The following is a 23,941-nucleotide window of genomic DNA, read 5'->3' as shown; positions in this document are numbered from 1 at the left end:
GGGTGAAAGACTCAGGCTTTGCCGGACTCGCCCGCCAGCAACACCCCGGCCTCGATGTCGCTCACCACCTTCAGCGATTCGTACAACGGGGCGAAATCGGGTGCCGTGAGATGGAAGAGCTGCGCAAAGCTGTCGATCACGAAGTAGTTGCTTTGGTAGGTGTCGATCTTGTAGCGCGTGCGCATGGCGCGCAGCAGATCCAGCGGCAGCCGGCGTGGCTCGTCGCTGAGCACGGCATGCTTCAGTTCGCCCACTGAGCTCAGGATGCCGGCGCCATAGGCGCGCAGGCCGTCCGGTTGGCGAATCAAACCGAATTCCACCGTGTACCAGTACAGCCGCGACAGCTTCTCGCCCGCGTCCAGCTCGTGCGCCTTGATGCCGCCGGCGCCATAGCGCTGCACATAGTCGGCAAAGGTCGGGTCGAACAGCATCGGCACGTGGCCGAACAGGTCGTGGAACACATCAGGCTCGACGATGTAGTCGAACTCTTCCGGCTTGCGGATCCAGTCCGTCACCGGAAACTTGCGATTCGCGAGCAGCGTAAAAAACGGCAGTTCCGGAATCAGCCCTGGCACCGCCACGATCTCCCAGCCCGTTGCGCGGTGCAGCCGGTCGTTGATCTCGTCGAAGCGCGGGATGCGGTCCTTCACGCCCAGCGACGGTAGTGCCTTGATGAAGGCGTCGCAGGCCAGCCCCGGCAACTGCGCGGCCTGGCGTTCGTAGAGCCGCCTGTAGGTGTCGTGGTCGGCCGCCGTGTAGCTGGCCCAGTCCTGCGGGCAGGTGTAGTCGCCCAGCACCGTGCCGCCGCGTGAGTAATCGCCGCGGGGCGGGCGGTCCGAGGCGCCGTACACAGCAGGGGTGACGGCAGAGGTGACAACAGCGGCGGCAGGGGTGTCCATGAGTGTTTCTTGGGTTATTTGAGCCAGCGGTCCATCACGCGCTGGAAGTCGCCGCCGGCTTGCTGCAGGTGCAGCCATTGGTCGACATACGACTTGAAGGCCACGTCGTCGCGCGGCAGCATCCAGGCCATTTCGCCGTACTGCAGCGGCTTGTCGGGATTGATCGCGCACAGGCCCGGCTTGAGCTTTTGCTGCGTGATGGCCTCGGCCGCTTCGGTCACGAACACGTCGGCTCGATTGGCAAGGATCTCGTCGAAGATCGTCACGTTCTCGCCGTGCAGCGTCAGCTTGGCCTGCTTGAAATTGGTACGCGCAAAGCGCTCGTTGCTGCCGCCCGGGTTGAAGATCACGCGGGTCGACGGCTTGTCGATGGCGGCCACGCTCTGGTACTTGGCCACGTCGGCGCAGCGCGCAATCGGCGTCTTGCCGTTGACCATGTAGGGGGCGCTGAAGAAGGCGCGTTTTTGCCGGTCGGTGGTGACCGACACGCCACCCACCGCGATGTCGCACTTGCCGGCGGCAAGGTCGGGCAGCAGGTTGGCCCAGGTGGTCTTGATCCATTCCGGCTTCGCGCCAAGGCTGGCGCTGAAGCCCGTCATGAGGTCGACGTCGATGCCCTCGAAAGAGGCATCCGTCTTCTGGAAGCTGAAGGGCTTGTAGTCGCCCGGCGTGCAGATGCGCAGCACGGCGGCCTTCTGCACCGCGTCCAGGTGCGAGCCGGACACCGGCGTTGCCGCCGGTGTCGATGGCGGCATGGCGCAACCCGAAAGAACGGCGGCAGCCGCCGCGATGAAGGTCAGACCGATCGAAGACGTGCTGCGCATGCCGGGCTCCTGAAGCAGTGAAGAGGCCCTTATTTTGCGGCGCTCAACACGCCACGGCGCATCTGGTCGAGCTCGATGCTCTCGAACAGCGCCTTGAAGTTGCCGTTGCCGAAGCCGTCGTCGCCCTTGCGCTGGATGAACTCGAAGAAGATCGGGCCGAGCTGGTTCTCGCTGAAGATCTGCAGCAGAAGCGCGTCCTTCTTGCCGTCGATCAGGATCTTGCGCTTTTGCAATTCGGCAACGCTCTCGCCGTGCTCTGGAATGCGCTTGTCGACCAGTTCGTAATACGTGTCGATGGTGTCGAGCAGCGTCACGCCCTTGGCGCGCAGTGCGTCGACGGTGGCGTACAGATCGTCCGAGCCCATGGCGATGTGCTGAATGCCTTCGCCCTTGTACATGTCCAGGTACTCCTGGATCTGGCCGGCCTGTTCCTTGCCCTCTTCGTTGATCGGGATGCGGATCTTGCCGCAGGGGCTGGTCATGGCCTTGCTCTTCACGCCCGTCACCTGGCCTTCGATGTCGAAGTACTTGATCTCGCGGAAGCTGAAGAGCTTTTCGTAGAAACCGGCCCAGACGTTCATCCGGCCGCGGTAGACGTTGTGCGTCAGGTGGTCGATGTAGGTCAGGCCGTTGCCGAACGGCGAAAGTGCCTGCTCCGGTGCAATGCCAGGCAAGGCCTCGAAATCGACGTCGTAGAAGCCGATGTTGCCGATGTCGCCGGGCTTCGCGCCGTTCTTGCCGGGCCAGCGGTCCACCAGGTAGATCAGGCTGTCGCCAATGCCCTTGATGGCGGGAATGTTCAGCTCTCCAGGGCCGGCCTTGTCGGCAAAGCCCCATGCGCCGAGTGCCGTGGCGCGTTCGTAGGCCTGCTTGGCATCCTGCACGCGGAAGGCGATGGCGCACACGCTCGGGCCGTGCTCGCGTGCGAATTTCTGCGCGAAGGAGTCAGGCTCTGCATTCAGGATGAAGTTGATCGTGCCCTGGCGGTACAGCAACACGTTCTTGTGGCGGTGCTTGGCCACGGCCGTGAAGCCCATGCGCTCGAACACCTTGCCCATGGCGACCGGGTCCGGTGCCGCGTATTCAATGAATTCGAAGCCATCGGTGCCCATGGGGTTCTCCCAGGGCGTGAAGGCGGGTGCGTCGGCTTGGCTCATGTGCGGTCTCCGAAAAGGTGGGGAATTTCAATGAATAAGGCGCGAAATCGGCCAGTGCTGCAATGTAGGTTGGATGGCTCTCAAGTTTTCAGCGTCTTTGGGCGTTAAGAGTGGCTCTTGCGCAATAAAACTGCAAAAATAGCGAAATGGAAGCACTGGACAAGATTGATAGGCTCATTCTGCGCACGCTGCAAGCAGACGGGCGCGCCACCTACGATCAGCTCGCCGAGCAGGTCAGCCTGTCGCCCAGTGCCGTGCTGCGGCGGGTCAAGCGGCTCGAAGAGAGCCGGGTGATCGACCGCTACGTCGCCCTGGTCCAGCCCGAATCCATCGGCCTGGGGCTGACCGCGTACCTCAACGTGAGGCTCGAAAAGCACACCGAGAGCCACAAGCGCAACCCGATGGATTTGTTCCGCGCCAGCGTGCAGACATGGCCCGAGGTGGTCGAATGCGCCGCGCTCACTGGCGACATGGACTACCTGCTGCGTGTCGTAGTGGCCGACATGGCCCACTACAGCCGCTTCATCATGGACACCCTGCTCAAGCACCCCAGCGTGCAGGACTGCAAGACCAGCTTCGTGCTGGACCGTGTCAAGGCCACAACAGCTGTGCCTGTTTAGCCACAACGCGGTTGCATGGGCGCCACGGGCTCTGGTATTGGGTCACGAATGTGTCCTGTAAGTGTCCCTGCTGGCTTGTTGATTAAGGGAAAACCCTTACATTTGAGCCATGCTTACCGCCAAGACCCTTCTCAAAGCGTCTCTCGGCCTTGGCTCTTTCCTGAAAGCGCCAATGGTTGAGACCCAGCCACGCGCTACGCCTGCGCCCCAGCCCGTCATGGTGCCGATCCGCTCGATCGGCCCGCGCGAACGAGAGCGCATCGCGGCCCACCTGCTGGCGCTTACGCCGCACGATCGCTACCTGCGCTTCGGCTACGCGGCCGCCGACGAGCAAGTCCAGCGCTACGTCGACGGCCTCGACTTCGACCGCGACGAGCTGTTTGGCATCTACAACCGCCGCCTCGACCTGATTGCAATGGCGCACCTGGCCTTTGCGCCCGGCGACCAGCACAGCGACTGCGCCGAGTTCGGCGTTTCCGTCTCGGCGCACGCCCGTGGCCGTGGCTATGGCGCCCGCCTGTTCGAGCGCGCCGTGGTGGTCGCCCGCAACGAAGGCGTGGGCATGCTCTTCATTCATGCGCTGAGCGAAAACGCCGCCATGCTCAAGATCGCCCGCAACGCCGGCGCGACCGTGGTGCGCAGTGGCTCGGAAGCCGAAGCCCATCTGCAGTTGCCCAGCGCCACCTTCGACAGCCGCATGAGCGAGATCGCCCTGGAGCATTACGCCGCGGTCGACTTCCATCTCAAGAGCCGCGCCAAGCAGTTCTGGGCCTTCCTTGCGAGCGTGCAGGAAGTGCGCAGCGGCATCCGCGAAGCCCGCAACAAGTCGTCGCCCTGAGAGGCCGGACGGCCTATGCCGGCCGCGTGGTGGAGCCTGTCACACGCAATCCGGTATCCTTGCCCTTCCTCAACTCCGCCCTCCCGCAGTGGCCGACCCTCACCCTGAACGCGCACCCGTAGAACGGGAAGACAAGCGCGGCTTTCTCCAGAAGCTAGCCGAATTCATCCACCCCGGTCCTGACTCGCGCGACGAGCTGATCGAAACCTTGGCGGACGCCGAGGACAACGAGGTGATCGGCGCCGAGTCGCGCGTGATGCTCGAAGGCGTGCTGCGCATGGCCGACATGACGGCCGGCGACGTGATGGTCGCGGCGCCGCGCATGGACGCCATCAACATCGACGCGCCCTTCGATGCGCTGCTTCACCTCATCATCGACACCGCGCACTCGCGCTTCCCGGTGTATGAGGGCGAAAAAGAAAACATCATCGGCATCCTGCTGGCGAAGGACCTGCTCAAGCTGCAGCGCGCGCCGGGCCTGAACATCCGGGCGCTGCTGCGGCCCGCGACCTTCGTGCCCGAGAGCAAGGGCCTGAACGACCTGCTGCGCGAGTTCCGCGGCAACCGCAATCACCTGGCCATCGTCATCGACGAGTTCGGCCGCGTGGCCGGCCTCATCACCATCGAGGACGTGCTCGAACAGATCGTCGGCGAGATCGAGGACGAATTCGACATTGCCGAAGACGAGGGCGACATCTTCGGCCTGGCCGACCACACCTACCGCGTCTCGGGCGACACCCCCATCGAGCGCGTGGCTGAAGCCTTCGGCATCACCTTCGACGAAGAGCAGCTCAGCGAAGACTTCGACACCATCGGCGGCCTGGTCGCGCACGAGATGGGCCACGTGCCCAAGCGCGGCGAGCACCATGCGATGGGCGGCTTCGACTTCGTGGTGCTGCACACCAAGGGCGGCGCGGTGCGCTGGTTCAAGGTGTCGCCGGCCCGTGGCGGCGACGCGGCCGATTGATGCCGCTGCCTGCAGCGGCGACGCAACGCGTTTCGCCTTTCTCCCCCGTCAATCTGTTCCGCCTGCTGGGCTTCGGCATCGCCGGCGTGGCACAGGCTGTTTCCATGGCCTCTCCCATGGGCGGCAAGCCCCTGTGGTGGCTGCAACTGCTGTCGCTGGGTGCACTGGTCTGGCTGCTCGACAGCCTGCGCGTCCAAGGCGCGGGTTGGCGCCGCGCCGGGCTGCATGGCTGGCTCTTCTCGACCGCCTGGCTCGCCGGCAGCTTCTGGTGGCTCTTCATCTCGCTGCACACCTACGGCGGGCTGCCCGCACCGCTGGCGGTCATCGCGGTGCTGGCGCTGGCCGCGGCGCTCGGGCTTTACTACGCGGCTGCAAGTGCATGGTTCGTCGTGCGCGGGCCGAAGGGTCGGGTGGCGGGCGCGCTGGTCTTCGCGGCGCTCTGGACGCTGGCCGAACTCGTGCGCGGGAGCTGGTTCACCGGTTTTCCCTGGGGTGCCGGCGGCTACGCGCATGTCGAAGGCCCGCTGGCCGCGCTCGCGCCGTGGGTCGGTGTCTATGGCGTCGGCGCCGCGGCCGCACTGGTCGTTGCTCTGGTCGCGCTGCATCGGCCGATCCGTGGTCTTGAAATCGCGCCGGCGCTGGTGTTGATCGCGCTGGTGTTCGTCGCGCCGCACCTGATCGCGCCGCTTCGCGCCGATGTGCAAGCCGCCAAGGGCTCGGCCGGCAACCTGCAGATCGCGCTCCTGCAAGGCAACATCCCGCAGGACGAGAAATTCGTTCCGGGTGGCGGCATCGAAACCGCGTTGCACTGGTACGGCGAACAACTGCGCGATGCCAAAGCCTCGCTCGTGGTGACGCCTGAAACCGCCTTGCCCCTGCTGCCGCAGCAGTTGCCGGTCGGTTACCTGGAAGCGATTCAGGCCCGCTACAGCCAGGGCACGCAGGCCGCTATCGTCGGCCTGCCCATGAACGGATCGGGCGGCCAGGGCACGTACAGCAACTCGGTGCTCGGCTTCCAGCCCGGTGCATCGCAGGTCTATCAGTACAGCAAGCACCACCTGGTGCCTTTCGGCGAATTCATCCCCACGGGCTTTCGCTGGTTCATCCAGATGATGAACATCCCGCTCGGCGACTTCGAGCGCGGCGGCCTCGCGCAGGCGCCTTTCCTCTGGAAGGGCCAGCGCATCGCGCCGAACATCTGCTACGAAGATTTGTTCGGCGACGAGATCGGCGCGAACTTCCGCGACGAGGCGACCGCACCGACCATCCTGCTCAACGTGAGCAACATCGCGTGGTTCGGCGACTCGGTCGCCATCGACGAGCACCTGTCCATCTCGCGCATGCGCGCGCTCGAATTCGCCCGGCCGATGGTGCGCTCCACCAACACCGGCGCTACCGTCGTGATCGACGCCGAAGGCCGCGTGACGCACGAACTGCCGCGCCTCACACGCGGCGTGCTCGAAGCGAGCGTCGAAGGCCGCCGCGGCCTCACGCCCTATGCGCGCTGGGTGGCACCCTTCGGCCTGTGGCCGTTGTGGATCGGGGCACTCGCCATCGTGGCGGCCGCATTCCTGCTGCGCCGCCGCCAAGGCTGAAGCCGCGCGCGGCGGCTGTCGTCAGGCGATGGCCGCCGCGGCCTTCACAGGCCAGTCGCGCAACTTTCCCGGGTTCAGCAGCCCCAGCGGATCGAAGCGCCTCTTTACCTCGATGACCTCCGGCGGCAGTGGCCCGCCGGCCTTGCCGTCCTCGACGATGTTCACGTGCGGGTTGTTGATGTGCACCTGGTGCGCGCGATGGATGTCGATGATTTCCGCGAGCCGCTCTTCCGTGCTGAAGCGCACCAACTGAAGCCCGCTGCAGGTCATCAGGCCCGCCACGTTGCGGATGAACTCGATGTGCATCATCACCTCGCCGCCCAGCAACGCTTCCATCTCGATGATCTGTTCCACATGCTTGCCGGGGATGAAGCCGCTCTGCAGGTAGGTCAACGAAGGGTCGATCTTCAGCGCATGCAACGTCGTGTGGTTCCAGGTGAACTCCATCAGCGTGCGGTTGCTCTTCTGCACCTCTGCCGCGGTCTTGCGGTAGCCCACCGTGCCGCCATGCGCCTCGACCAACTGCAGCAGAGCCGGCTCGCACGATTCGGCCACCAGCGACAGCACCGTGTGGCAGCCCTTGGGCAGGTGCGCGGCCAGTTGCGCCAGGTGATCGGAGATGGGCGCGGCAAAGAACGAAATCTCGCGCTTCACGATGCCCGGCCCGTTCGCGAGCTTGTCGGCGAAGTGCAGCGCATCGGCGAAGTTGTCGAAGGTCACCAGCGTTTCGAGCCACGGGTGCGCGGGCGCCAGTGCAATCTCCAGTTCCAGCACGAGGCCGTTCGTGCCCCACAGATGGTGCATGCGCATTGCATCGGCGCCGCGCAGTTCGACCACCTGAGGCTCGGCCTCGATGGTCATCGCGCGGATGCCCAGCACGTTGCCCGGCGCACCGAGCGGCCCGTAGTTGATCGAACCCACGCCGCCGAAGCCGCCGCCGAACAACCCGCCCAGCGTGGCGCTGCGGTAGGTGGAAGGCACGCAGCGCATTTCCTGCCCCGAGGGTTTTGTCTGCTTTTCGAGTTCGCCCAGGCGGATGCCGGCCTGTGCGCGCGCCACGCCGGGCTGCACCCAGAGGAAGGCGTTGTAGCCCGTCATGTCGAGCACCACGCCGCCGGCCAGCGGCGTGGTCTGGCCGTAGTTGCCGGTGCCGCTGCCGCGAATCGTGATCGGCACGTTGCGGCGCGCGCAGGCCCCAACCACCGCGCGGATCTCGTCCTCGGTGCGCGGGCGCACGACCACGTCGGCGCGCTTGTCCTTCAATTGGCGGTTGAGCACGGGGCTGAACCACGAGAAGTCTTGCGACAGCCGCGTCACGCGGCCTTCGTCGGTGATCCAGTCCAGATCGGGCAACTCGAGCAGCAACTGCTCGATGGAAGAAACGGGAGCGTTCATGGTCAAGTTCAATCCTGGGAAAGTTCGCTCGCATGCCACGAGCCGAGCGCCACCTTGGTGAGCCACGCCATCAGCACGAAGAGCGCGACACCGGTCAATGAAATCAGCAGCAGCGCGGCGAACATGCGCGGAATGTTCAGTTGAAAGCCCGCCTGCAGGATCTGGTACGCCAGCCCCGCGCCCGAGCCACCGGTGCCCGCGACGAACTCCGCCACCACCGCGCCGATCAGCGCCAGGCCGCTGGAAATGCGCAGCCCGCCGAAGAAGTAGGGCAGAGCGCTCGGAATGCGCAGCCGCACCAGTTGCTGCCAGCGCGTCGCGCGGTTGAGCTTGAAGTAGCTCTGCAGGTCGGGGTCGATGCTGCGCAGGCCCAGCGTGGTGTTGCTGATGATCGGGAACAGCGCCACCAGCGCCGCGCACACCGTCATCGCGGCCACCGGGTTCTTCACCCAGATGATGATGAGCGGCGCCACCGCCACGATGGGCGTCACCTGCAGCAGCACCGCATACGGAAAGAGCGCGGTCTCGATGCGCTTGCTCTGCACGAACAGGAACGAGATCAGCACGCCCGCCACCGTGGCCAGCGCGAACGACAGCACCGTGATCTTGAGCGTGACCAGCAGCGCGCTGCCCAGCGGCGCCCAGTCGGTCACCAGCGTCTGCATCATGAGGAAGGGCGAGGGCACCAGGTACGGCGGCAGCTCCATCGCCACCACCAGCCATTGCCACAGCGCGACCAGCACCACGCCGATCAGCACCGGGTACAGCACGCGCTGCGCGCGCGGCTGGTTCAGCAAGGGTGTTCTGTGCTTCATCGCGCGATCTCCTCGTCGGCGTGGCTGCTCGCGCGCAGCAGGCTGTCCTGCAGTTGCTTTGCATGGCGGGCGAACTCGGGCGTCACCATGAAGTCGGCGCTGCGCGGATAGGGCTCGTCGATCCGGAACTGTTCGACCACGCGACCCGGCCGCGCGGCCATCATCACCACGCGGCTCGACAAAAACACCGCCTCATGGATCGAGTGCGTCACGAAGATCACCGTGAGCTTCTTCTTGCGCCACAGCTCCAGCAGGTCGGCATCGAGCTTGTGGCGCGTGATCTCGTCGAGCGCGCCGAAGGGCTCGTCCATCAGCAGCAGATCGGGCTGCGTGACGAGCCCGCGCGCGATCGACACGCGCATCTGCATGCCGCCCGACAGCGCACGCGGCAGCGCGCCGGCGAACTTTTCAAGGCCGACCAGCGCGAGCGATTCCATCACCCGCGCATCGGCCTCCTTGCGCGGCACGCCGGCCAGGTCGAGCGGCAGCCGCACGTTGGTCTGCACGCTGGCCCAAGGCATCAGCGTGGGCGACTGGAACACGAAGGACATGCGGCGCGCGCTGTCGTGCAACTGGCTCACCGGCTTGCGCCACACCAGCAAACGGCCATCGCTCGCTTCGAGCATGCCGGCCACCATCTTGAGCAGCGTGCTCTTGCCGCAGCCCGACGGGCCCAGCAGCGTGACGAATTCGCCCTCTGCAATCGACAGGTCCACCGGCAGCAGTGCCTGCGTGCCGTTGGGGTAAGTCTTCTCGGCCGAAAGTATTTCGACGGCGGGCACCGAAGGGGCGAGTTCAGGCGGTGGCGCCAGGGTGTGAGGTTCGATGCGGTTCATGCGTGGGGCCTTTCGAGAACGGCCGCAATGCGCGGCCGCCTGGTTTCAGGGCTGAAGGGCGTCAGGGCAAGACCTTGGCGTCTTTCACGAACTCGGTCGTGTAGGTCTTTGCCAGTTCGACCTTGGCCGGGTCAAGCAGCTTCGCGCTCACGAGGAAGTCGTAGCTCGCCTTGGAGCGCGCGTCGGTCATCACGCCGATGCCCAGCTTGGCTGCGTCGCCGCCGGTGACCATGCCCATCTCCTTGAGCTTGGCCACGCTGTAGGCCAACTGGTCGTCGGTCATGTTGGGGTTGTCCTTCTTGATCAGCGCATTGGCGGGCGCCGGATCGGCCAGGTAGCTCTTCCAGCCTTCGGCCGAGGCCTTCACGAAGGCGGCCACCTGCTTGTTGCGGTCCTTGAGCGTCTTCTCCATGCACGACACCGTGGTCGCATACGCGGGGAAGCCGTGGTCGCTGAACATCAGCACCGTGCTCTTCACGCCGGCCTTCTGAATGGCGTAGGGCTCCGAGGTGAGGTAGCCCTGCTGCGCGGTGTTCTTGTCCGCCACGAAGGGCTGGATGTTGAAGGTGTAGGGCCGCGTCTGCTCATCGGTGAAGCCGAACTTGGCCTTGAGCCACGGCCAGTAGCCGCGGTTGGCCTGCGCGCCGATCAGCAGTGTCTTGCCCTTCAGGTCCTCGAACTTCTTCACGTCGTCGTGCGCGATCAGCACCTGCGGGTCTTTCTGGAAGAAGGCCGCCACGTTGACCACCGGCACGCCGCCTTCGCGCACCTGCATCATCTGGATGTCGCTCGAACCCATGATGCAGTCGGCCTGGCCGGCCGCCATCATCTGCGTGATGTTGACCTGCGGGCCGCCCATCTTGATGGTCACATCGAGGCCGTACTTCTTGTAGATGCCCAGCGCCTGTGCCTGGTAGAAGCCGCCGTGCTCGGCCTGCGCGTACCAGTTGGTCATGTAGGTGAACTTGTCCTCGGCCTGCGCGGGCGCGGCGGCGGCGAGGAAGGCGATGGCGGCGGCGCCGGCCATGGACAGGGCGAAAGAGCGCATGGGGAGGACCTCTCGAAGGACTGGATTGAGAAAAGGAAAAGGGGTGAGCGGATCGGTCGATGCAAGGAGCGGGCCGAAGCCGCTTCAGGCCGGCACGAAGGACTGCTGGATGAAGCCCTGCTGGTGCCCGCGCTCCCAGGTGGCTTCCTCGCGCACGACCCAGCGCAGCGCATGCAGCTCGGTCAGTGCCTGCGTCCAGCTGTCGGAGAGCGTGTCCAGGATCTCTTCGCCCTGTTCGCGCGTGGCGCTGGTGGGGTCGCCGATGACGCCGCTGGGGCCGAAGTCGCGCGCGGTCCATGCGCAGGCCGGGCGGCCGTCGGCCGACAGCAGCTTGATCGGGAAGGGCGGCGGAAAGTTGGCGGCTGCGCGCTCCATGTGCACCGTGTCGGGCGCGAGCGCGAGCATCAGCGCGGTTTCGGAATGGCCGGCGTGCATCGACAGGCGCTTTTCCTGGTCGCTGATCTGCTTGCTCGACGCATTCGGCAGGCGCGACACGCCATGCGGCACCACCACGAAGTCGCCATGCCGCAGCCGCAGTTCGCGTGCAGCCATCTCCAGCACCTGCGGCTGGCCGCCGTGGCCGTTGGCGAACAGCAGCTTGCGAAAGCCCGCGCGGTAGACCGACTCGCCGATCTCGGTCACGGTCGACAGCAGCGTGGTGCCGGTGAGCGTCATCGTGCCGGGGAAGTGCAGGTGCTCTTCCGACTTGCCATAGGTGATGGTCGGCAGCGCGAAGGCGCGCACCTCGGCGGGGAGCTTTTCGAGCGCCTTGCCCATCACGCCCGAGGCGATCACGCTGTCGACCGAGCAAGGCAGGTGCGGGCCATGCTGCTCGATGGCGCCGCAGGGCAGCACGATGACCGTGTTCTCGCGATCGGGCAGCGCGGCGATTTCGGTCCAGCTCAGGTAGGGCAGGAAGCGGTGGGGCGGGATGTAGCCGTGGAGCATGGGAGTCCTTGTTCTTTACTGGGGGAAGAAAGGCGTCGCGTCGCCGTGCGTCACGCGGCCGTCGCGCAGCACCACGCGGCTGGCGGTGCGCGAGGGCCAGCCGTGGCGGTCGGCCTGCGTGAACAGCACGAGATCGGCCTTGGCGCCGATCAGCGTGGATGTAGCGGTGGCCGGCGCGCGTTGCAGCCAGTCGCTGCGGCACAGCGCCTGCGACCAGTTGTCGAAGGGGTCGTCGAGCTGCGCCACCAGCGCGGCCGTGCTCAGTGCCTCGACCGGATCGAAGCTGCCGAGGCGACAGAACGGGTCTTGCACGTTGTCGCTCGCGAACAGCAGCGGAATGCCGCGCTCACGTATTTCCTTCACGAGCGTGATGCCGCGCATGCGTGGCGTGCGGCCCGTCACCGCGTCCTGCAGCAGCAGGTTGGTGGCTGGCAGCGACACCACGGTGATCGGCGCGCGCGCCACCGCATCGAGCGTGGCGAAGGCCTGCGCTTCGGGCTGGGCCGCGAGCGCGCAGATGTGGCCGCAGACCACGCGGCCTTCGTAGCCGATCTCGCGCAGGATGCGGGCCGTGGTCTGCAGGCCCACTGCTGAAGCGTTCAGTTCTTCGTCGACGTGCAGGTCGATGTCGAGGTCGCAAGCCTGCGCCGACAGCAGCAGGTTGCGCAGTGCGTTCTCGCTCCAGTTGGTCGAGTGCACGAAGCCGCCGAGCAGCGCATGCGGGCCCGTGGCCTTCACCTGCTTCGCAAGGCGCATCGCCTGTGCCGCGTCCTCGAACAGCGGCAGCTTGATCAGGCTGACCTGCTCCAGCTTCACCTTGCCGGCCCATTCCTGCGCCAGCTCGGCCATCACCGGCCAGGCCAGCGGCACCGCATCGGGCTCCCACCAGTCGACGTGCGTGCGCACGTGCGTGGTGCCGCATTCCCAGGCCCACTGCAGGCCGCGCGAGGCGCGCGCGTGCACGTCGGCGGGGCTCCAGTGCACGCGGTCGGCCAGCATCGCGTCGATGGCGCCGAGCAGGCCGGGCTGCACCTGCTTCATGCGCGGCAGCGTGAAGGCCTTGTCGAGGTGCGTGTGGGCGTCGACGAAGCCGGGCAGTACCAGCGTGCCGGCCAGGTCCCAACCAGCGAGCGGGCGTTCGGCTTGATCGGATGCGGGGCGTACCGATGTCACGCGACCGGCTTCCACAGCGATGCGCGCCAGCACCGGCACGCCGTCGTGCTGTGGCCAGTCGGTCGGCAGCAGCCAGCGCGGCAGGCGCGCGTTGTCGAGCAGGGCAGGGGCGCTCATGCGAAGCGCGCCATGGCCTGGCCTACACGCGCCATGAAGCGCTTGAGCTGGGGCTCGGTCGCCACGTTCATGTGGTAGTGGGCGTGGTAGTCCACCCTGGCGCGCTGGCCGGTGAGCCGCTTCATGTAGCGCGTGACGATCTTGCGCGGCGGATCGCCCATGTACCAGGCCATCCAGCGCGGCCGGCCATAGGTGACCACCGCGCTGATGCGTTGGATGTGCGTGAGCATCGGCTTCACATTGGCCGGGTCGCTGATGTCGAAGGCCACGCCCGGCATGAAGAGCCGGTCGAAGTAGCCCTTGAGCATCGCCGGCAACCCGAAGCACCACGTCGGAAAGCAGAACACGATGCCTTCGGCCCACTGCAGCCGCTCTACATAAGGCTTCAGCGGCAACTGGTTGGCCGGCACCTCGTGGTAGCCGAGCCGCTCCTCGCGCGACAGCACCGGGTTGAAGCCTTCGGCGTAAAGGTCGCAGTCGTCCACCTCGTGCCCCGCGGCGCGCAGGTTCTTCAGCACCTCTTGGTGCAGGGCGGCATGGAAGCTGGTTTCGACCGGGTGGCAGTAGACGACGAGCACGCGCATGGTGTGTTTGACCGCTTAATCAGAGCAAGTGGTCAGGTTATGCAAGTGACGTGCCAGTCCCGATGCACCGGATTGGATTGCAGTCGTGCAAGCGCAACATGCATGCATTTAGGGGGGCTAATTGGTTACATAAGAGTACGTTTTTGACGACTGTTGACTAAAATTAACATTTCCAAGGTATGAGCACTTTGGAATTACTTTTGCCCGTCAACTCAGTCGATACACCGAGAGTTCCTCTTGAAAAAACTACTTTTGATTGCAGCCATCGCAGGCGCCCTCCCTTTCGCTGCGCAAGCAGAGTCCAATTTCACGAGTGCAGCCTCGGGACAGTTGAGCGCCACCGCCCGCCTCAACTTCACGGTGACGATTCCGCGCGTGATGTACCTGCAGGTCGGTACTGGTACCAACTTCACCACCGTGGGCACGGTCGACGCCCTGGCCTTCACGGTGCCGGGTGCATCGGTCGGCGCGGGCGGCACCATCGCCGGCACGGGCGGTGACCTGACCGGTGGCGCGGTCACGGTCCGCGTGCTCGGCAATGCCGGCAACCTGTCGCTCAACTCCGGCGTGACCGGCCAGTTGAGCAACGGCACCAACACCATTCCCTGGAGCGCCATCACCGTGACGGCAGCGCCGCTCACCACGGGCACGACGGGCTTCACCAACGCGGCCATCGCCCACCCGGCCTTCAGCACCACGACCGGCGCGGGCCCGACCGCCACGGGCTTCACGGCCGTGAACACGGTGGTGCGCCAGGAAAGCAAGTGGACCTTCGCGTACGACAACACCGGCGTCTACGCGCCCGGTACGTACGGTGCCACGGTGGCCAACAACGGTGTCGTGACCTACACGCTCACCTCGCCCTGACCCTGCGTCATCGCCACGGGAAGAAGGCGGCCTGGCGCCGCCTTTTTTTCCGCCGCGGGAGAAGCCCCTTGAAATTGCGTCGTCCTTCGCTCGAACATCTCTGCTTCGCGGCCGCTCTCTGCGCGCTGGTGCCTGCGCACGCTTACACAGTGGCCATCAGCTCCGCGTCGCGCTCGCTGTACTTGCAGGTCGGCGTCGGCAACATGACGACCGGCAACGTCAACACCGCCGGCAACAACGCGACACGAAACAACGTGACCGTGACCGTGCCCGTGGCCGCGCTGTTCACCGGTGCGGCGCAGACGATGAACACCGACAGCACCGTCATCAACAGCCCGATCGACGGCGCGGCCTACTGCACCCCCGCGGGGAAGGTCTACATCGGCAGCTTTTTCCGCACCACCGGCTCGTCCAACAGCGGCGCCACGCTCACCGTGAGCACGCCGGCCACCCTGTCCAGCGGCAGCGCCACCATTCCGTTCAGCACCATCGCGTGGACCAGCCCCGGCACCGCTCCGTACAACTCGGAGATCCCGTCCGGCTCGTTCAGCAGCACCTTGCTCACGCTGGCCACGGTGGCCAAGAACACCTGGTCGGAAAGCTGCCTGCTGTTCACCTATAGCAATCCGGGGATCATGCCGTCCGGCACCTTCACCGGCACGGCCACCTACACGCTGACGGCGCCATGACGAACGCATGCCGCGCGCTCGCCGCTGCCTTGCTGGCCCTGCTCGCCGCGCAGGCGGGCGCTGCCACCTATCGCGTGGACGACACCGGCACCGTGGTCGGCCAGCCGGTCACGCCGATGCGCTGGCGCCAGCCCGTGCCCGGCCGCATCGCGGACAACACCGTCGACGGGCAGGTCTCCGTGGCGCTGCGCCTGAACCTGTCGCAATGGGTGATGCGCCAGGCCCGCATCTACATGCTGCTGGCCCCGACCGAGAACGAACGCTTGGTCGCCACCTGGCGCACCCAGGGCCGGCTGCTGCCGGGCGCCATGCGCGGCGGCGACCGCGTGCTGGTCTACGAGGGCGTGGTGCGCGAACCCTTCCTGCAGGAAACCATCCTGCTGAACCTCACGGCCGACGGCCGCGCCCTCGAGCGCGCCCAGTCGCTGCAATTCAACTTCGAGATCGAGATGACGCCATGACGCGCGCGATCGGACTTTCTTCCCGCCTGCTGCGTGCACTGGCGCTGGTGGCAATCCCCGCGTTGGCTGCCCTCATGGGCACCAGTGCACAGGCCCAGTTCGCACTGGCCGTCTCACCCCCGCGGCTGGAGCTGACCGGCAAGCCCGGCGAGCGCGTGCGCGACGTGATCGAGCTCACCCACTCGGACGCGCGCCAGGGCGAGTACACCTTCAAGACCTCCGACTGGACGCTCAAGCCCGATGGCTCGGTCGACTTCAGCGACGAGCTGGTGCCGGGGAGCTGCCGGCCCTGGGTGGCCATCGAGCGCCGCGAACTCAGCATTGCCGCCGGCAAGCCCTACCGCTACCGCTTCGAGGTGACGCCGCCGCCCGACACACCGCCGATGGAGTGCCGCTTCGCGGTGCTGATCGAGGGCAAGGAACACGCCACCGCGCCCGGCACCCCGGTGGCGATGGCCGCGCGCATCGGCGTCATTGCCTATGTGGCGATCGGCGATGTCCAGCCCGCGCTCGATATCGCCGGCAGTGCCGTGAAGGCCGTGAACGGCCAGAACCAGCCGGTGCTGCGCATCCGCAACACCGGCACGGCGCACGGCCGGCTCGCGGGCTTCCTGAACGGCACCGACGCCAGCGGCGCGCGGCTCGAATTCCAGCCCGCCACCACGCCGATCATGCCGGGCGAGACGCGCGACATCGCGCTCACGGCAACCCGGCCCGGCGACACGGATGCGGCCGTCGCGGTGCGTTTTCCGGTCACGGTGACCGGCTCGCTCGAATGGGGCAAGAGCGGCTCCTTCAAAGTCAACGAACGCTTCGCTCAATGAAGAAACGGGCCCTGCGAACCGCGCTCGGACTCTGCAGCGCAGGCACGGCCTTGGCCGGCGCCGGCGCGTGGGCCCAGGCGCCGGTATCGGCAGGCGCCCCGCCAGCCACTGCGTACGTGGACCGCGTGCTCGAGGAGGGCCCGGTGGTGCCCGAAGCCCCGCAGATCGAGGAGCCCAGCACCGGCTGGCCGCGCGGCTGGAGCACCGAGCTGCAGTCCACCCAGCAGCGCAGCGGCACCGTCAAGACGCAGAGCCAGACACTGAATTTCTCGGGCTTTCTCGACACGCCCAACTACGGCGCCTTCTCCGCCAACCTCAACCTGAACCGCAACCCCGCGCCGGTGTACGGCTACGGTGTGTTCGGCAGCAGCGGCTCGCCCTACAGCGTCGTGCCCTTCAGCGCGAGCAACAACAGCACCTGGCGCATCGACCAGCGCGCGATGCCCTTCGACGGCGGCTGGTTCGGCAACAGTGCCATCGGCAACATCAACATGGTCAACACGCCGCTCGCGCGGGGCGTTGGCCGGGTGTTCCTGCCCAGCCTGCCGATCGAAGGCGCCGCCGTGAGCGTCGAGCAGCCGGGCCGCACGCAGCTCAATGCCTCGGCCGGCCGGCTCGGCTACTTCAACGGGCTGGCCTTCGAGGGTTTCTCGACCGGCCGCGGCACGGCCGCCAGCGTGGGTGCGCAGACGCAGATGGCCGGCGGCGACGGCCCGCTGGCGCTGGGTCGCACCGATGCCGCCGTGCAGTTCGTCGAAGCGCGCAACGTCAACACCAACGGCGTGACCGGCTACGCGCGCGACACCCGCACGCTGTGGGGCGCCGTCTCGTGGCAGGGGCTCGCACCCTGGGCTGACGCGCTCGGCAGCGGCACAGGTGGCGTCGGCGACCGTGTCGGTGGCATGCGCGTGCAGGCCAACCTCGTGCACAGCGCGGGGCGGCCATCGGACGCGACCTCGCAGGCCGCCTCCGACTCGGCCACCGGCGGCTGGCTCGACGCGGCATGGCGCACCGACTGGCTGCAGCAGAACGCCTCGGTGTTCTATTTCCAGCCCTCGCTGCGCTGGGGCTCGGACACGCTGCCCAACAACCTGCGCGGCGCCTCGTGGCGCGGCGACATCTCCACCCGCCAGTGGCAACTGGGCGGCAACGTCGAGCTGAGCGACAGCGTGAGCGGCGCCCCGCAGCGCTCGCTCTATGCCAACGCGTTCGGCCGCTACCGCTTCGATTCGCGCGACGCGGTCTCGGGCAACCTGGCCGTGCGCAGCGGCAGCTATGCCGCGCAGTCGGCCCAGGTGACGTGGGAGCACCAGTCCGACTGGGGCTACACCCAGTGGCGCACCGACGCGGCCCACGGCGTCGACCTGCGCGTGCTGCGCACCGGTGTCGACCACGCCTGGCGCGTCGGCGAAGCGCAGACGCTCTCGACTTCGCTGGCCATCGAGCAATCGAGCCGTTCGGGCGCGAGCCTGCGCACCGTGTACTGGGGCGTGCTCGGCACGACGCCGTTCGTGGCGGGCGCCCGGCTCGACCTGAGCCTGCGCGGCAGCAACGGCATCGGCGGCAACAGTTCGCGCTTTCTCAGTGCCAATGCACGGCTCGCGTGGCCGCTGGGCAGCGGCTGGTCGTTCATCACCCAAGTCACCGCCTCGCGCGGGCAGGAGGCGCTCGACCCCACCGTGGTGTCGGCCCTCACCACCGCCACGCTGCAGCCGACGCTGATCGTGCCTTCCACCCGTTCCTTCATGCTGGTGCTGCGCTACGAAGGCCGGGCCGGCTCGGCCAGCGCCCCCATCGGCGGTGCACCGGGCGTGGGTGATGGCCGGCTCGAAGGCCATGTGTTCTTCGACCAGAACAACAACGGCCGGCGCGAAGCGAACGAGGGCGGCGTCGCCGGCGTCACGGTGCGCATCGACCGCCGCTACGTCACCCAGACCGACGCCCAGGGCTTCTACAGCTTCCCGTCGGTGGCCGGCGGCAGCCACGAGGTCGAGCTGGTCCAGGACAACCTGCCGCTGCCGTGGAGCAGCGCCGGCTCTCCCACGCAGCGCGTCGACATCCGCGTGCGCGGGACCGCCCTGGCCGACTTCGCGATCCAGAAGGACCGCTGAAGCGGGCGTTTGGCGCCCGGCGCCCCGCGCCCTACACTTTTCGTCTTTGCTGCCGATATCCGGAGGTCGGGCGCCGTTGCCGCGCCCGAACCTCATGTTCTTACGGATCGGGCCTTATGACGGGAAGCTGGCTTCAACCGGGTCGCGGCGCACACCGTCGCGGCCTTCGGGGCGTTGTGACTGCGCTGTGCCTTGCGCCGATGCTGTGCGTCGCCGAGTCGATGCACGGCGTCAACTCCGCAACGAGCCAGCTGCGCATCACCGTGATCGTGCCGCCCGTGTTCCGCGTGCTGCAGATCACGCCGGCCGGCGAGGGCTACGACTACCGCGTGTGGACCAACATGAAGTCGATCATTCTTGCTGGGCGCGAATACCGGTTCGACCGGATCGGCGAGACGACGCTGCACTTGCGCGCTTCGCCGGACAACGTGTGGATGATCCACGGGCTGTAGACGCGATCGCGCAGGCCCTGACCGGGGCTAAGTGCGCAACCGAACAGAACTCGCCGGCCCGCAGGGCTAGAGTGTCCAACGCGGTTTTCCGCGTTTCATCACTCCAAAGGCCCCGATGTCCGACGCTCCCTTCTTCCACGACGCCTCGGGCACGGTCCGCTTCTCGGTGACGGTGGAGGGCAACCCGGTGAACGCCAGCATCGGCAGGGAAGCCCTGCGCTATCACTTTCGCACCGGAGAAAGCGCCGACCCGATGGAAACCTATGCCCAGCATGCCGATGAACTCGATGCCGCCGTCCGCCGGCGCATTGCCAAGGGTTCGATGGAGCCCGTGATGCTGCGCGAGAACGACCTGCAGCCCGTGACCTGAAGGCCAGGCCGGTCGGCACCGGATCAGGCGATCAGGTCCGCATAGCTCCTGCGATTGGCCCGGTAGCAGTCGCAGGCGGCGTTTTCCAGCCCCGCACGGTCCGTGATGGTGATGACGCCGCGGCGGTAGTCGATCAACTGGCGCGTGTGAAGCGCCGTTGCGGCATTGGTGATGCCGACCCGGCGCACGCCCAGCATGCGGCCCAGCACTTCATGGGTCAGCGCCAGATGCGGCGAATGTGCGCAGTCCTGCGTGGTCAGCAGCCAGCGCGCCAGCCGTTCTTCAATCTGGTGGAACTGGTTGCACAGTCCCGAGCGGCCGAACTCCATCAACAGCACGCAAACATAGCGATTCAGAACGCGCTTGAGCGTCGAACTCTGCAACAGCTCCTGCTCGAAGGATTGCGCGGTCAGGCGCCAGGCCAGGCCCGCGCCTTGCACCAGGGTTCGCAGCGGCGCGCTTTGCACGTCCAGGGAAAGCTCATAGCCCAAGGCCCCTTCGTTGCCCACCATGCCGGTCTGCAGGCCGTCGTGGCCGTCAGCGGTGGACACCAGCGACACAAAGGCGCTGGTGGGAAAGTGGATGTGCCGGATCGCGTCGCCCGGCTCGTAGAGAACCTGCGCCGCCACCAGCGACACGCTCTCGCAGCGGTCGAGCAGGCGGGCCCTGTCCAGGATCGGCAACGCCTCCAGCAGGCGGTTCAGAACGGGGGCGGTCGGCTCGGTGGTCACGGATCCGCCTGTTGGGAAGAAAGCACGCCCGCGCGAAAGTGCGCGGGCGGCGCATTGTTGCCGAGGGGGTTGCGCGTGTCTGTGCGGCGGCGTACCGAGAGCGGCAGGCCGCCGCGCGATCAGGTCGCCAGCAGGTGCGGCAGCAGCCGGTCGGTCTCGCGCTTCACGACTTCGTAGCACTCGCAGACCTGCCGCTCCAGGCCCGGGCGGTCCAGCACCGTGATGTGGCCGCGCGAGTACTTGATGAGGTTCAGGCGCTGCAGCTTGCCTGCGGCCTCCGTCACGCCTTCGCGCCGCACGCCGAGCATGTTGGCGATGAGTTCCTGCGTCATCACCAGCTCGTTGCCGGGCAGCCTGTCCAGGCTCAGCAGCAGCCAGCGGCACAACTGCTGCTCCAGCGAATGGTGCCGGTTGCACACCGCCGTCTGCGACATCTGCGTGATGAGCGATTGCGTGTAGCGCAGCAGCAGGTGCAGCAGCGGCCCGCCCTTGTCCGTCAGCGCCTTGATGTGGCTCGCGCTCAGGCGGTACGCGTGGCCCGCGCTCTGCACCACCGCACGGTTGGGGGTGCTGCCTCCGCCCATCAGCAGCGACACGCCGACCATGCCCTCGAAGCCCACCACGGCGATCTCGGCCGATTGCCCGTTCTCCAGCACATAGAGCAGCGAGACGATGCAGTCGGTGGGGAAGTACACATGCTGCTGGACCACGCCCGATTCGTAGAGCACCTCGCCCAACTGCAGCGGTACCAGCTCCAGCAGCGGCCGCATGCCGTCCATCACCTCCGGCGGCATCACCTCCAGGAGGCTGTTGCGCGCTGCGGCTGCGCGCGAGGAAGACGAAAGGGGGGACGATGCCATAGGGGAGAAGAGTCCAAATTGCAGATCATTTTGCAGCCGATGCCTTGTCGTCTGTGCGGTGACGCACAAATGGACCTCTCTATTTTCAAGACGCCAGCGTGCGCCACCGAACGGAGGCAGGATCGCTTTCGCGGTAGCGTGGAATTTCAGCCCTTCATTGGGCGGAGAAATACCATGACCCCCTTGATGAGTCCCTCGGAGTTCGCTGCCGATGCATTGGTTCGCGCCTATCTGCACGGGCGCACGCTGCCCAAAATCCTGCATGGCGCGGTGGTCTGGGTCGCGGAAACGCGGCTGCGTAGCGGCAAGCGACCCGTGCTCGACGCCACCCTGTGCGCCGACATCGACAGCCAGGCAATCGCGCCGCGGCACCCCGCCCCCCTGTTCGCCGCGACGGTGATCGCCGTGGCCGAAGGAGCCTGAATGCCCATGGAACTGCTCGGCAAGTTGTGCTGCGCGAAGCTCCCGCTGCAGCTCGACGACCAGACCGACATCTACAAGTGCGACGTACTTCGCAGCGCACAGCTGATCGAGGCCGAACTGCCGCCCGTCCTGCATCAGCGTGGAAGCATCGTCTATTCGGGGCAGGCCACGGTGATGCGCGTCACGGCCAAGGGCCATTCCGTCGCGAAGCAGCACAGCGGCGGCGGCTGACCACCGCCCGCGCCTGCAAACGCGCCGGCGTCAGGCAACCACCGGCGAAGCCGCAACCAGGTGCTCGGTGAGAAACCACACCTGAAGCTCGTTGGTGCGCAGCACATTGCTCACGAACACGTCGTTGCTGCCGGGGTCCCCTGACTTGTCGACCTGATCGGCCGCCTCGCGCGCGGCAATGATGATCTGCTCGTGCGCCTGCGCAAGCCGCCGCAGTTGCACCGCAGCCGGTTCACGCCCGCGCGGCGGCCGTGCGATCTTCGTGGTCTCGGCAATGTCGGCGGCCATGGCCAGCGCAATGCCGCCCAGCAGCTGGATGCGCTCGGCCACGATGTCGACCAGCAGCACCTGCCCTTCGTAGTGCTGGTCGTACATCAGGTGCAACTGGTTGAAGGTCGGTCCCACCACCTGCCAGTGGTGCTTCTTGTACATGTCGCGCAGGGTGATGGTGTCGGCCAGGCACTGGTTCAGCAGCGCCACGCTTTGCTTGCAGACCTTTTCCGACAGCCCGTTCGGCAGCTTGACGATCTCGCCATAGCGCTGGGTCTCGTGGCTTTGCTGATGCAGGTCGGGCTCGACTTCCCGCTTCGACGGACTCGGCGCGCCGGGTACTTTGGATTTGCTGGCCATGTGTGTGCTCCTGGGTTGAGGAAAAGGGATGGAGAAAGAATGAGGCGTTCAATTTCTAGCACCCGCACATCGCGTCGCACGTAGGCGAGACGGCCAGTTGTCGCGGTGCCGAACGCTTGTCCTACCCAGGGTCGCGCCCGTGGATCGCAGCGTCCCCGGCGCCCGGGTGTTGGTGTGGAGAGGCAGCAACCCGGAGCACGACCATGACCACACTCATCACCTACCTGGCCGAAGACAACGAGACCATCCGCGACAACCTGATCGAGACGCTGCGCGAAATCGCCGACGTGCGCGTGGTCGCGCACTCCGCCACCCAGGCCGAGACCAGCCAGTGGCTGTCGATGCACGACGGCACCTGGCACCTTGCCATCGTCGATCTTTTCCTCAAGGGCGGCAGCGGCCTGGGCGTGCTGGCGGGATGCCGCCGCAGGGAGCCTTACCAGAAGGTCGTCGTGCTGACCAACTACGCCACCCGCGAGATCCGGCAGCGTGCCGCCGAGCTGGGCGCCGACGCGGTCTTCGACAAATCCACCGAACTCGACGACCTGTTTGCCTACTGCGTCGAGCAGACGCGCCATCTTGCGCAAGAGGAGGACGCACAGCCCTGACGCGAAGGGGCCACGCGCCCGCCAGGCAAACGTGCTGAAATGTCCTGGCGCACCCCCCAAGGAATCCAGGCCTCATCCATGCGCAGATTGCGCTTTCTCACCAGCCGCCATCGCGCGCCCTCCACCAACAGGGCGCTGGGGTTGCTGCTGGCCTTCAATGCCGGCGCGGTCAATGCGGGCGGGTTCCTGGTGCTTCACATGTACACCTCGCACATGACCGGCTTCGCGTCGCAGCTCGCCGACGGGCTGGTGCTGGGCAACACGAAGCTGCTGCTCAATGCGCTCGGCGCCGTGCTGGCGTTTCTCTCGGGCGCCGCGGTCTGCGCGGTCCTGGTGAACTGGGGCCGCCAGCATCATCTGCACAGCGTCTATGCATTGCCGCTGCTGCTGGAAGCCGCGCTGATGTTCCCCTTTGGCCTCATGGGCGCCGTGACGCTGACCTGGGCCACGCCGTTCGCGGTGCCGCTCACCGTGCTGCTGCTCTCCTTCATCATGGGCCTGCAGAACGCGGTCGCCTCGAAAACCTCGGGCGGCAGCATCCGCACCACCCACATGACCGGCAACATCACCGACCTGGGCATTGAGCTGGGCAAGATGCTTTATTGGAACGGGCGGGCCGCCACCGCAGACTCGGCGGTTCGCCACGATCACAGCCGCATGCAACGGGCGGCCGGGCTGATCGGCATGTTCGTGCTCGGCGGCGCAGTGGGGGCGCTGGGCTTCAAGTACATCGGGTTTGTCTGCGTGATCCCGCTCGCCGCGCTGCTGCTGGCGTTGTCGATTCCGCCGTTCATGCGCGACATGCCGCGCTCAGGCCTTCTGTTGCGGCGGCAGCCCAGAGGCTGACGCGCTTGTCTGTTCGCTGGCG

The 23,941-nt window shown here is 66.6% G+C and carries 28 protein-coding genes; 15 read left to right on the top strand and 13 right to left on the bottom strand.

Translation table 11 applies throughout. The features are described 5' to 3' along the window. Positions 1–11 precede the first annotated feature (11 nt). Genes phhA through hppD form a run of 3 tightly spaced genes read right to left on the bottom strand, consistent with a single transcriptional unit; the run spans position 12 to position 2,880 of the window. Entirely contained in the window at positions 12–899 is an 888-nt protein-coding gene (phhA, locus tag H7F35_RS08395; RefSeq protein WP_187112458.1) for a phenylalanine 4-monooxygenase, read from the bottom strand. 14 nt (positions 900–913) lie between these two features. Beyond that, positions 914–1,723 carry a transporter substrate-binding domain-containing protein gene (locus H7F35_RS08390; RefSeq protein ID WP_187112457.1) on the bottom strand — a complete coding sequence of 270 codons (810 nt, stop codon included), beginning with the start codon at positions 1,721–1,723 and terminating at the stop codon, positions 914–916. Positions 1,724–1,752: 29 nt separating this feature from the next. After that, positions 1,753–2,880 carry a 4-hydroxyphenylpyruvate dioxygenase gene (gene hppD / locus H7F35_RS08385; RefSeq protein ID WP_187112456.1) on the bottom strand — a complete coding sequence of 376 codons (1,128 nt, stop codon included), beginning with the start codon at positions 2,878–2,880 and terminating at the stop codon, positions 1,753–1,755. Between the two features lie 146 nt (positions 2,881–3,026). Here hppD and H7F35_RS08380 point away from each other — a divergent pair, with 146 nt between their 5' ends. From H7F35_RS08380 to lnt, 4 genes are all read left to right on the top strand, one after another. Next, the gene (locus H7F35_RS08380) at positions 3,027–3,500 is read left to right on the top strand and encodes an Lrp/AsnC family transcriptional regulator (protein WP_187112455.1); all 474 of its coding nucleotides are present in this window, start codon (positions 3,027–3,029) and stop codon (positions 3,498–3,500) included. A gap of 109 nt (positions 3,501–3,609) precedes the next feature. Next, positions 3,610–4,338, top strand: coding sequence for a GNAT family N-acetyltransferase (locus tag H7F35_RS08375; RefSeq protein WP_187112454.1), 729 nt, complete (start codon positions 3,610–3,612; stop codon positions 4,336–4,338). 88 nt (positions 4,339–4,426) lie between these two features. Continuing rightward, positions 4,427–5,305, top strand: a complete 879-nt coding sequence (locus tag H7F35_RS08370; protein ID WP_187112453.1) for an HlyC/CorC family transporter — start codon at positions 4,427–4,429, stop codon at positions 5,303–5,305. Then, positions 5,305–6,900, top strand: a complete 1,596-nt coding sequence (lnt, locus tag H7F35_RS08365; RefSeq protein WP_187112452.1) for an apolipoprotein N-acyltransferase — start codon at positions 5,305–5,307, stop codon at positions 6,898–6,900. Before H7F35_RS08370 ends, lnt begins: the two co-directional genes overlap by 1 nt. Positions 6,901–6,921: 21 nt before the next feature. Here the strand turns inward: lnt and H7F35_RS08360 are convergent, their stop codons facing one another. From H7F35_RS08360 to H7F35_RS08330, 7 genes are all read right to left on the bottom strand, one after another. Beyond that, complete coding sequence (locus tag H7F35_RS08360; RefSeq protein ID WP_187112451.1) at positions 6,922–8,295, bottom strand: FAD-binding oxidoreductase; 1,374 nt, start codon at positions 8,293–8,295, stop codon at positions 6,922–6,924. An 8-nt stretch (positions 8,296–8,303) separates the two neighbouring features. Next, the gene (locus H7F35_RS08355) at positions 8,304–9,110 is read right to left on the bottom strand and encodes an ABC transporter permease (protein WP_187112450.1); all 807 of its coding nucleotides are present in this window, start codon (positions 9,108–9,110) and stop codon (positions 8,304–8,306) included. Continuing rightward, entirely contained in the window at positions 9,107–9,946 is an 840-nt protein-coding gene (locus tag H7F35_RS08350) for an ABC transporter ATP-binding protein (protein WP_187112449.1), read from the bottom strand. The genes H7F35_RS08355 and H7F35_RS08350 overlap by 4 nt, the downstream gene beginning before the upstream one ends. A 61-nt stretch (positions 9,947–10,007) precedes the next feature. Then, positions 10,008–10,994, bottom strand: coding sequence for an ABC transporter substrate-binding protein (locus H7F35_RS08345; protein ID WP_187112448.1), 987 nt, complete (start codon positions 10,992–10,994; stop codon positions 10,008–10,010). Positions 10,995–11,078: 84 nt separating this feature from the next. After that, a complete protein-coding gene (locus H7F35_RS08340) occupies positions 11,079–11,942 on the bottom strand; it encodes a creatininase family protein (RefSeq protein WP_187112447.1) in 864 nt (287 codons plus the stop codon). Between the two features lie 15 nt (positions 11,943–11,957). Beyond that, positions 11,958–13,232 (bottom strand): amidohydrolase family protein, encoded by a 1,275-nt coding sequence (locus H7F35_RS08335; RefSeq protein WP_187112446.1) that lies wholly within the window; start codon positions 13,230–13,232, stop codon positions 11,958–11,960. Next, positions 13,229–13,816 carry an NAD(P)H-dependent oxidoreductase gene (locus H7F35_RS08330; protein ID WP_187112445.1) on the bottom strand — a complete coding sequence of 196 codons (588 nt, stop codon included), beginning with the start codon at positions 13,814–13,816 and terminating at the stop codon, positions 13,229–13,231. The genes H7F35_RS08335 and H7F35_RS08330 overlap by 4 nt, the downstream gene beginning before the upstream one ends. Before the next feature lie 330 nt (positions 13,817–14,146). On the opposite strand from H7F35_RS08330, the gene H7F35_RS08325 reads away from it, so the two are divergent. From H7F35_RS08325 to H7F35_RS08295, 7 genes are all read left to right on the top strand, one after another. Further along, complete coding sequence (locus H7F35_RS08325) at positions 14,147–14,683, top strand: hypothetical protein (protein ID WP_261803565.1); 537 nt, start codon at positions 14,147–14,149, stop codon at positions 14,681–14,683. Positions 14,684–14,751: 68 nt separating this feature from the next. Then, the gene (locus H7F35_RS08320; RefSeq protein ID WP_187112443.1) at positions 14,752–15,372 is read left to right on the top strand and encodes a hypothetical protein; all 621 of its coding nucleotides are present in this window, start codon (positions 14,752–14,754) and stop codon (positions 15,370–15,372) included. Then, a complete protein-coding gene (locus tag H7F35_RS08315; RefSeq protein WP_187112442.1) occupies positions 15,369–15,833 on the top strand; it encodes a hypothetical protein in 465 nt (154 codons plus the stop codon). Before H7F35_RS08320 ends, H7F35_RS08315 begins: the two co-directional genes overlap by 4 nt. Next, positions 15,830–16,657, top strand: coding sequence for a hypothetical protein (locus H7F35_RS08310; protein WP_187112441.1), 828 nt, complete (start codon positions 15,830–15,832; stop codon positions 16,655–16,657). Before H7F35_RS08315 ends, H7F35_RS08310 begins: the two co-directional genes overlap by 4 nt. Further along, positions 16,654–18,768 carry an SdrD B-like domain-containing protein gene (locus H7F35_RS08305; RefSeq protein WP_187112440.1) on the top strand — a complete coding sequence of 705 codons (2,115 nt, stop codon included), beginning with the start codon at positions 16,654–16,656 and terminating at the stop codon, positions 18,766–18,768. Before H7F35_RS08310 ends, H7F35_RS08305 begins: the two co-directional genes overlap by 4 nt. Before the next feature lie 200 nt (positions 18,769–18,968). Next, complete coding sequence (locus H7F35_RS08300; protein WP_187112439.1) at positions 18,969–19,220, top strand: hypothetical protein; 252 nt, start codon at positions 18,969–18,971, stop codon at positions 19,218–19,220. 115 nt (positions 19,221–19,335) lie between these two features. Next, a complete protein-coding gene (locus H7F35_RS08295; protein WP_187112438.1) occupies positions 19,336–19,590 on the top strand; it encodes a DUF1488 family protein in 255 nt (84 codons plus the stop codon). A gap of 23 nt (positions 19,591–19,613) precedes the next feature. Here H7F35_RS08295 and H7F35_RS08290 read toward each other — a convergent pair whose 3' ends face one another. Continuing rightward, a complete protein-coding gene (locus tag H7F35_RS08290) occupies positions 19,614–20,321 on the bottom strand; it encodes a Crp/Fnr family transcriptional regulator (protein ID WP_187112437.1) in 708 nt (235 codons plus the stop codon). A gap of 119 nt (positions 20,322–20,440) precedes the next feature. Beyond that, positions 20,441–21,181 carry a Crp/Fnr family transcriptional regulator gene (locus H7F35_RS08285; RefSeq protein WP_187112436.1) on the bottom strand — a complete coding sequence of 247 codons (741 nt, stop codon included), beginning with the start codon at positions 21,179–21,181 and terminating at the stop codon, positions 20,441–20,443. Positions 21,182–21,355: 174 nt separating this feature from the next. Here H7F35_RS08285 and H7F35_RS08280 point away from each other — a divergent pair, with 174 nt between their 5' ends. Continuing rightward, entirely contained in the window at positions 21,356–21,604 is a 249-nt protein-coding gene (locus H7F35_RS08280; protein ID WP_187112435.1) for a hypothetical protein, read from the top strand. Continuing rightward, positions 21,605–21,835, top strand: a complete 231-nt coding sequence (locus tag H7F35_RS08275; protein WP_187112434.1) for a hypothetical protein — start codon at positions 21,605–21,607, stop codon at positions 21,833–21,835. A gap of 30 nt (positions 21,836–21,865) precedes the next feature. Here H7F35_RS08275 and H7F35_RS08270 read toward each other — a convergent pair whose 3' ends face one another. Continuing rightward, the gene (locus H7F35_RS08270) at positions 21,866–22,465 is read right to left on the bottom strand and encodes a Dps family protein (protein WP_187112433.1); all 600 of its coding nucleotides are present in this window, start codon (positions 22,463–22,465) and stop codon (positions 21,866–21,868) included. A gap of 203 nt (positions 22,466–22,668) precedes the next feature. Between H7F35_RS08270 and H7F35_RS08265 the strand changes: the two genes are divergently transcribed. Together H7F35_RS08265 and H7F35_RS08260 are read left to right on the top strand one after the other, a co-directional pair. Next, on the top strand, positions 22,669–23,073 hold the full coding sequence (locus H7F35_RS08265; protein ID WP_187112432.1) for a response regulator: 405 nt from the start codon (positions 22,669–22,671) through the stop codon (positions 23,071–23,073). Between the two features lie 78 nt (positions 23,074–23,151). Further along, positions 23,152–23,919 (top strand): YoaK family protein, encoded by a 768-nt coding sequence (locus H7F35_RS08260; RefSeq protein ID WP_187112431.1) that lies wholly within the window; start codon positions 23,152–23,154, stop codon positions 23,917–23,919. Positions 23,920–23,941 lie beyond the last annotated feature (22 nt).

Source organism: Variovorax sp. PAMC26660, from assembly GCF_014302995.1.
Classification (GTDB): domain Bacteria; phylum Pseudomonadota; class Gammaproteobacteria; order Burkholderiales; family Burkholderiaceae_C; genus Variovorax.
This window is presented reverse-complemented; position numbering and strand designations above follow the sequence as displayed.

Excerpts from the sequence above, each read along its gene's own strand:
- H7F35_RS08340 (WP_187112447.1), bottom strand. The coding sequence starts at position 11,942 with ATGCTCCACGGCTACATCCCGCCCCACCGCTTCCTGCCCTACCTGAGC.
- H7F35_RS08375 (WP_187112454.1), top strand. The coding sequence starts at position 3,610 with ATGCTTACCGCCAAGACCCTTCTCAAAGCGTCTCTCGGCCTTGGCTCT.
- H7F35_RS08300 (WP_187112439.1), top strand. The coding sequence starts at position 18,969 with ATGCTGTGCGTCGCCGAGTCGATGCACGGCGTCAACTCCGCAACGAGC.
- H7F35_RS08260 (WP_187112431.1), top strand. The coding sequence starts at position 23,152 with ATGCGCAGATTGCGCTTTCTCACCAGCCGCCATCGCGCGCCCTCCACC.
- H7F35_RS08285 (WP_187112436.1), bottom strand. The coding sequence starts at position 21,181 with ATGGCATCGTCCCCCCTTTCGTCTTCCTCGCGCGCAGCCGCAGCGCGC.
- H7F35_RS08275 (WP_187112434.1), top strand. The coding sequence starts at position 21,605 with ATGCCCATGGAACTGCTCGGCAAGTTGTGCTGCGCGAAGCTCCCGCTG.
- H7F35_RS08310 (WP_187112441.1), top strand. The coding sequence starts at position 15,830 with ATGACGCGCGCGATCGGACTTTCTTCCCGCCTGCTGCGTGCACTGGCG.
- H7F35_RS08360 (WP_187112451.1), bottom strand. The coding sequence starts at position 8,295 with ATGAACGCTCCCGTTTCTTCCATCGAGCAGTTGCTGCTCGAGTTGCCC.
- H7F35_RS08355 (WP_187112450.1), bottom strand. The coding sequence starts at position 9,110 with ATGAAGCACAGAACACCCTTGCTGAACCAGCCGCGCGCGCAGCGCGTG.
- H7F35_RS08330 (WP_187112445.1), bottom strand. The coding sequence starts at position 13,816 with ATGCGCGTGCTCGTCGTCTACTGCCACCCGGTCGAAACCAGCTTCCAT.
- H7F35_RS08270 (WP_187112433.1), bottom strand. The coding sequence starts at position 22,465 with ATGGCCAGCAAATCCAAAGTACCCGGCGCGCCGAGTCCGTCGAAGCGG.
- H7F35_RS08315 (WP_187112442.1), top strand. The coding sequence starts at position 15,369 with ATGACGAACGCATGCCGCGCGCTCGCCGCTGCCTTGCTGGCCCTGCTC.
- H7F35_RS08350 (WP_187112449.1), bottom strand. The coding sequence starts at position 9,946 with ATGAACCGCATCGAACCTCACACCCTGGCGCCACCGCCTGAACTCGCC.
- H7F35_RS08265 (WP_187112432.1), top strand. The coding sequence starts at position 22,669 with ATGACCACACTCATCACCTACCTGGCCGAAGACAACGAGACCATCCGC.
- H7F35_RS08345 (WP_187112448.1), bottom strand. The coding sequence starts at position 10,994 with ATGCGCTCTTTCGCCCTGTCCATGGCCGGCGCCGCCGCCATCGCCTTC.
- phhA (WP_187112458.1), bottom strand. The coding sequence starts at position 899 with ATGGACACCCCTGCCGCCGCTGTTGTCACCTCTGCCGTCACCCCTGCT.
- hppD (WP_187112456.1), bottom strand. The coding sequence starts at position 2,880 with ATGAGCCAAGCCGACGCACCCGCCTTCACGCCCTGGGAGAACCCCATG.
- H7F35_RS08380 (WP_187112455.1), top strand. The coding sequence starts at position 3,027 with ATGGAAGCACTGGACAAGATTGATAGGCTCATTCTGCGCACGCTGCAA.
- H7F35_RS08295 (WP_187112438.1), top strand. The coding sequence starts at position 19,336 with ATGTCCGACGCTCCCTTCTTCCACGACGCCTCGGGCACGGTCCGCTTC.
- H7F35_RS08280 (WP_187112435.1), top strand. The coding sequence starts at position 21,356 with ATGACCCCCTTGATGAGTCCCTCGGAGTTCGCTGCCGATGCATTGGTT.
- H7F35_RS08305 (WP_187112440.1), top strand. The coding sequence starts at position 16,654 with ATGAAGAAACGGGCCCTGCGAACCGCGCTCGGACTCTGCAGCGCAGGC.
- H7F35_RS08390 (WP_187112457.1), bottom strand. The coding sequence starts at position 1,723 with ATGCGCAGCACGTCTTCGATCGGTCTGACCTTCATCGCGGCGGCTGCC.
- lnt (WP_187112452.1), top strand. The coding sequence starts at position 5,305 with ATGCCGCTGCCTGCAGCGGCGACGCAACGCGTTTCGCCTTTCTCCCCC.
- H7F35_RS08335 (WP_187112446.1), bottom strand. The coding sequence starts at position 13,232 with ATGAGCGCCCCTGCCCTGCTCGACAACGCGCGCCTGCCGCGCTGGCTG.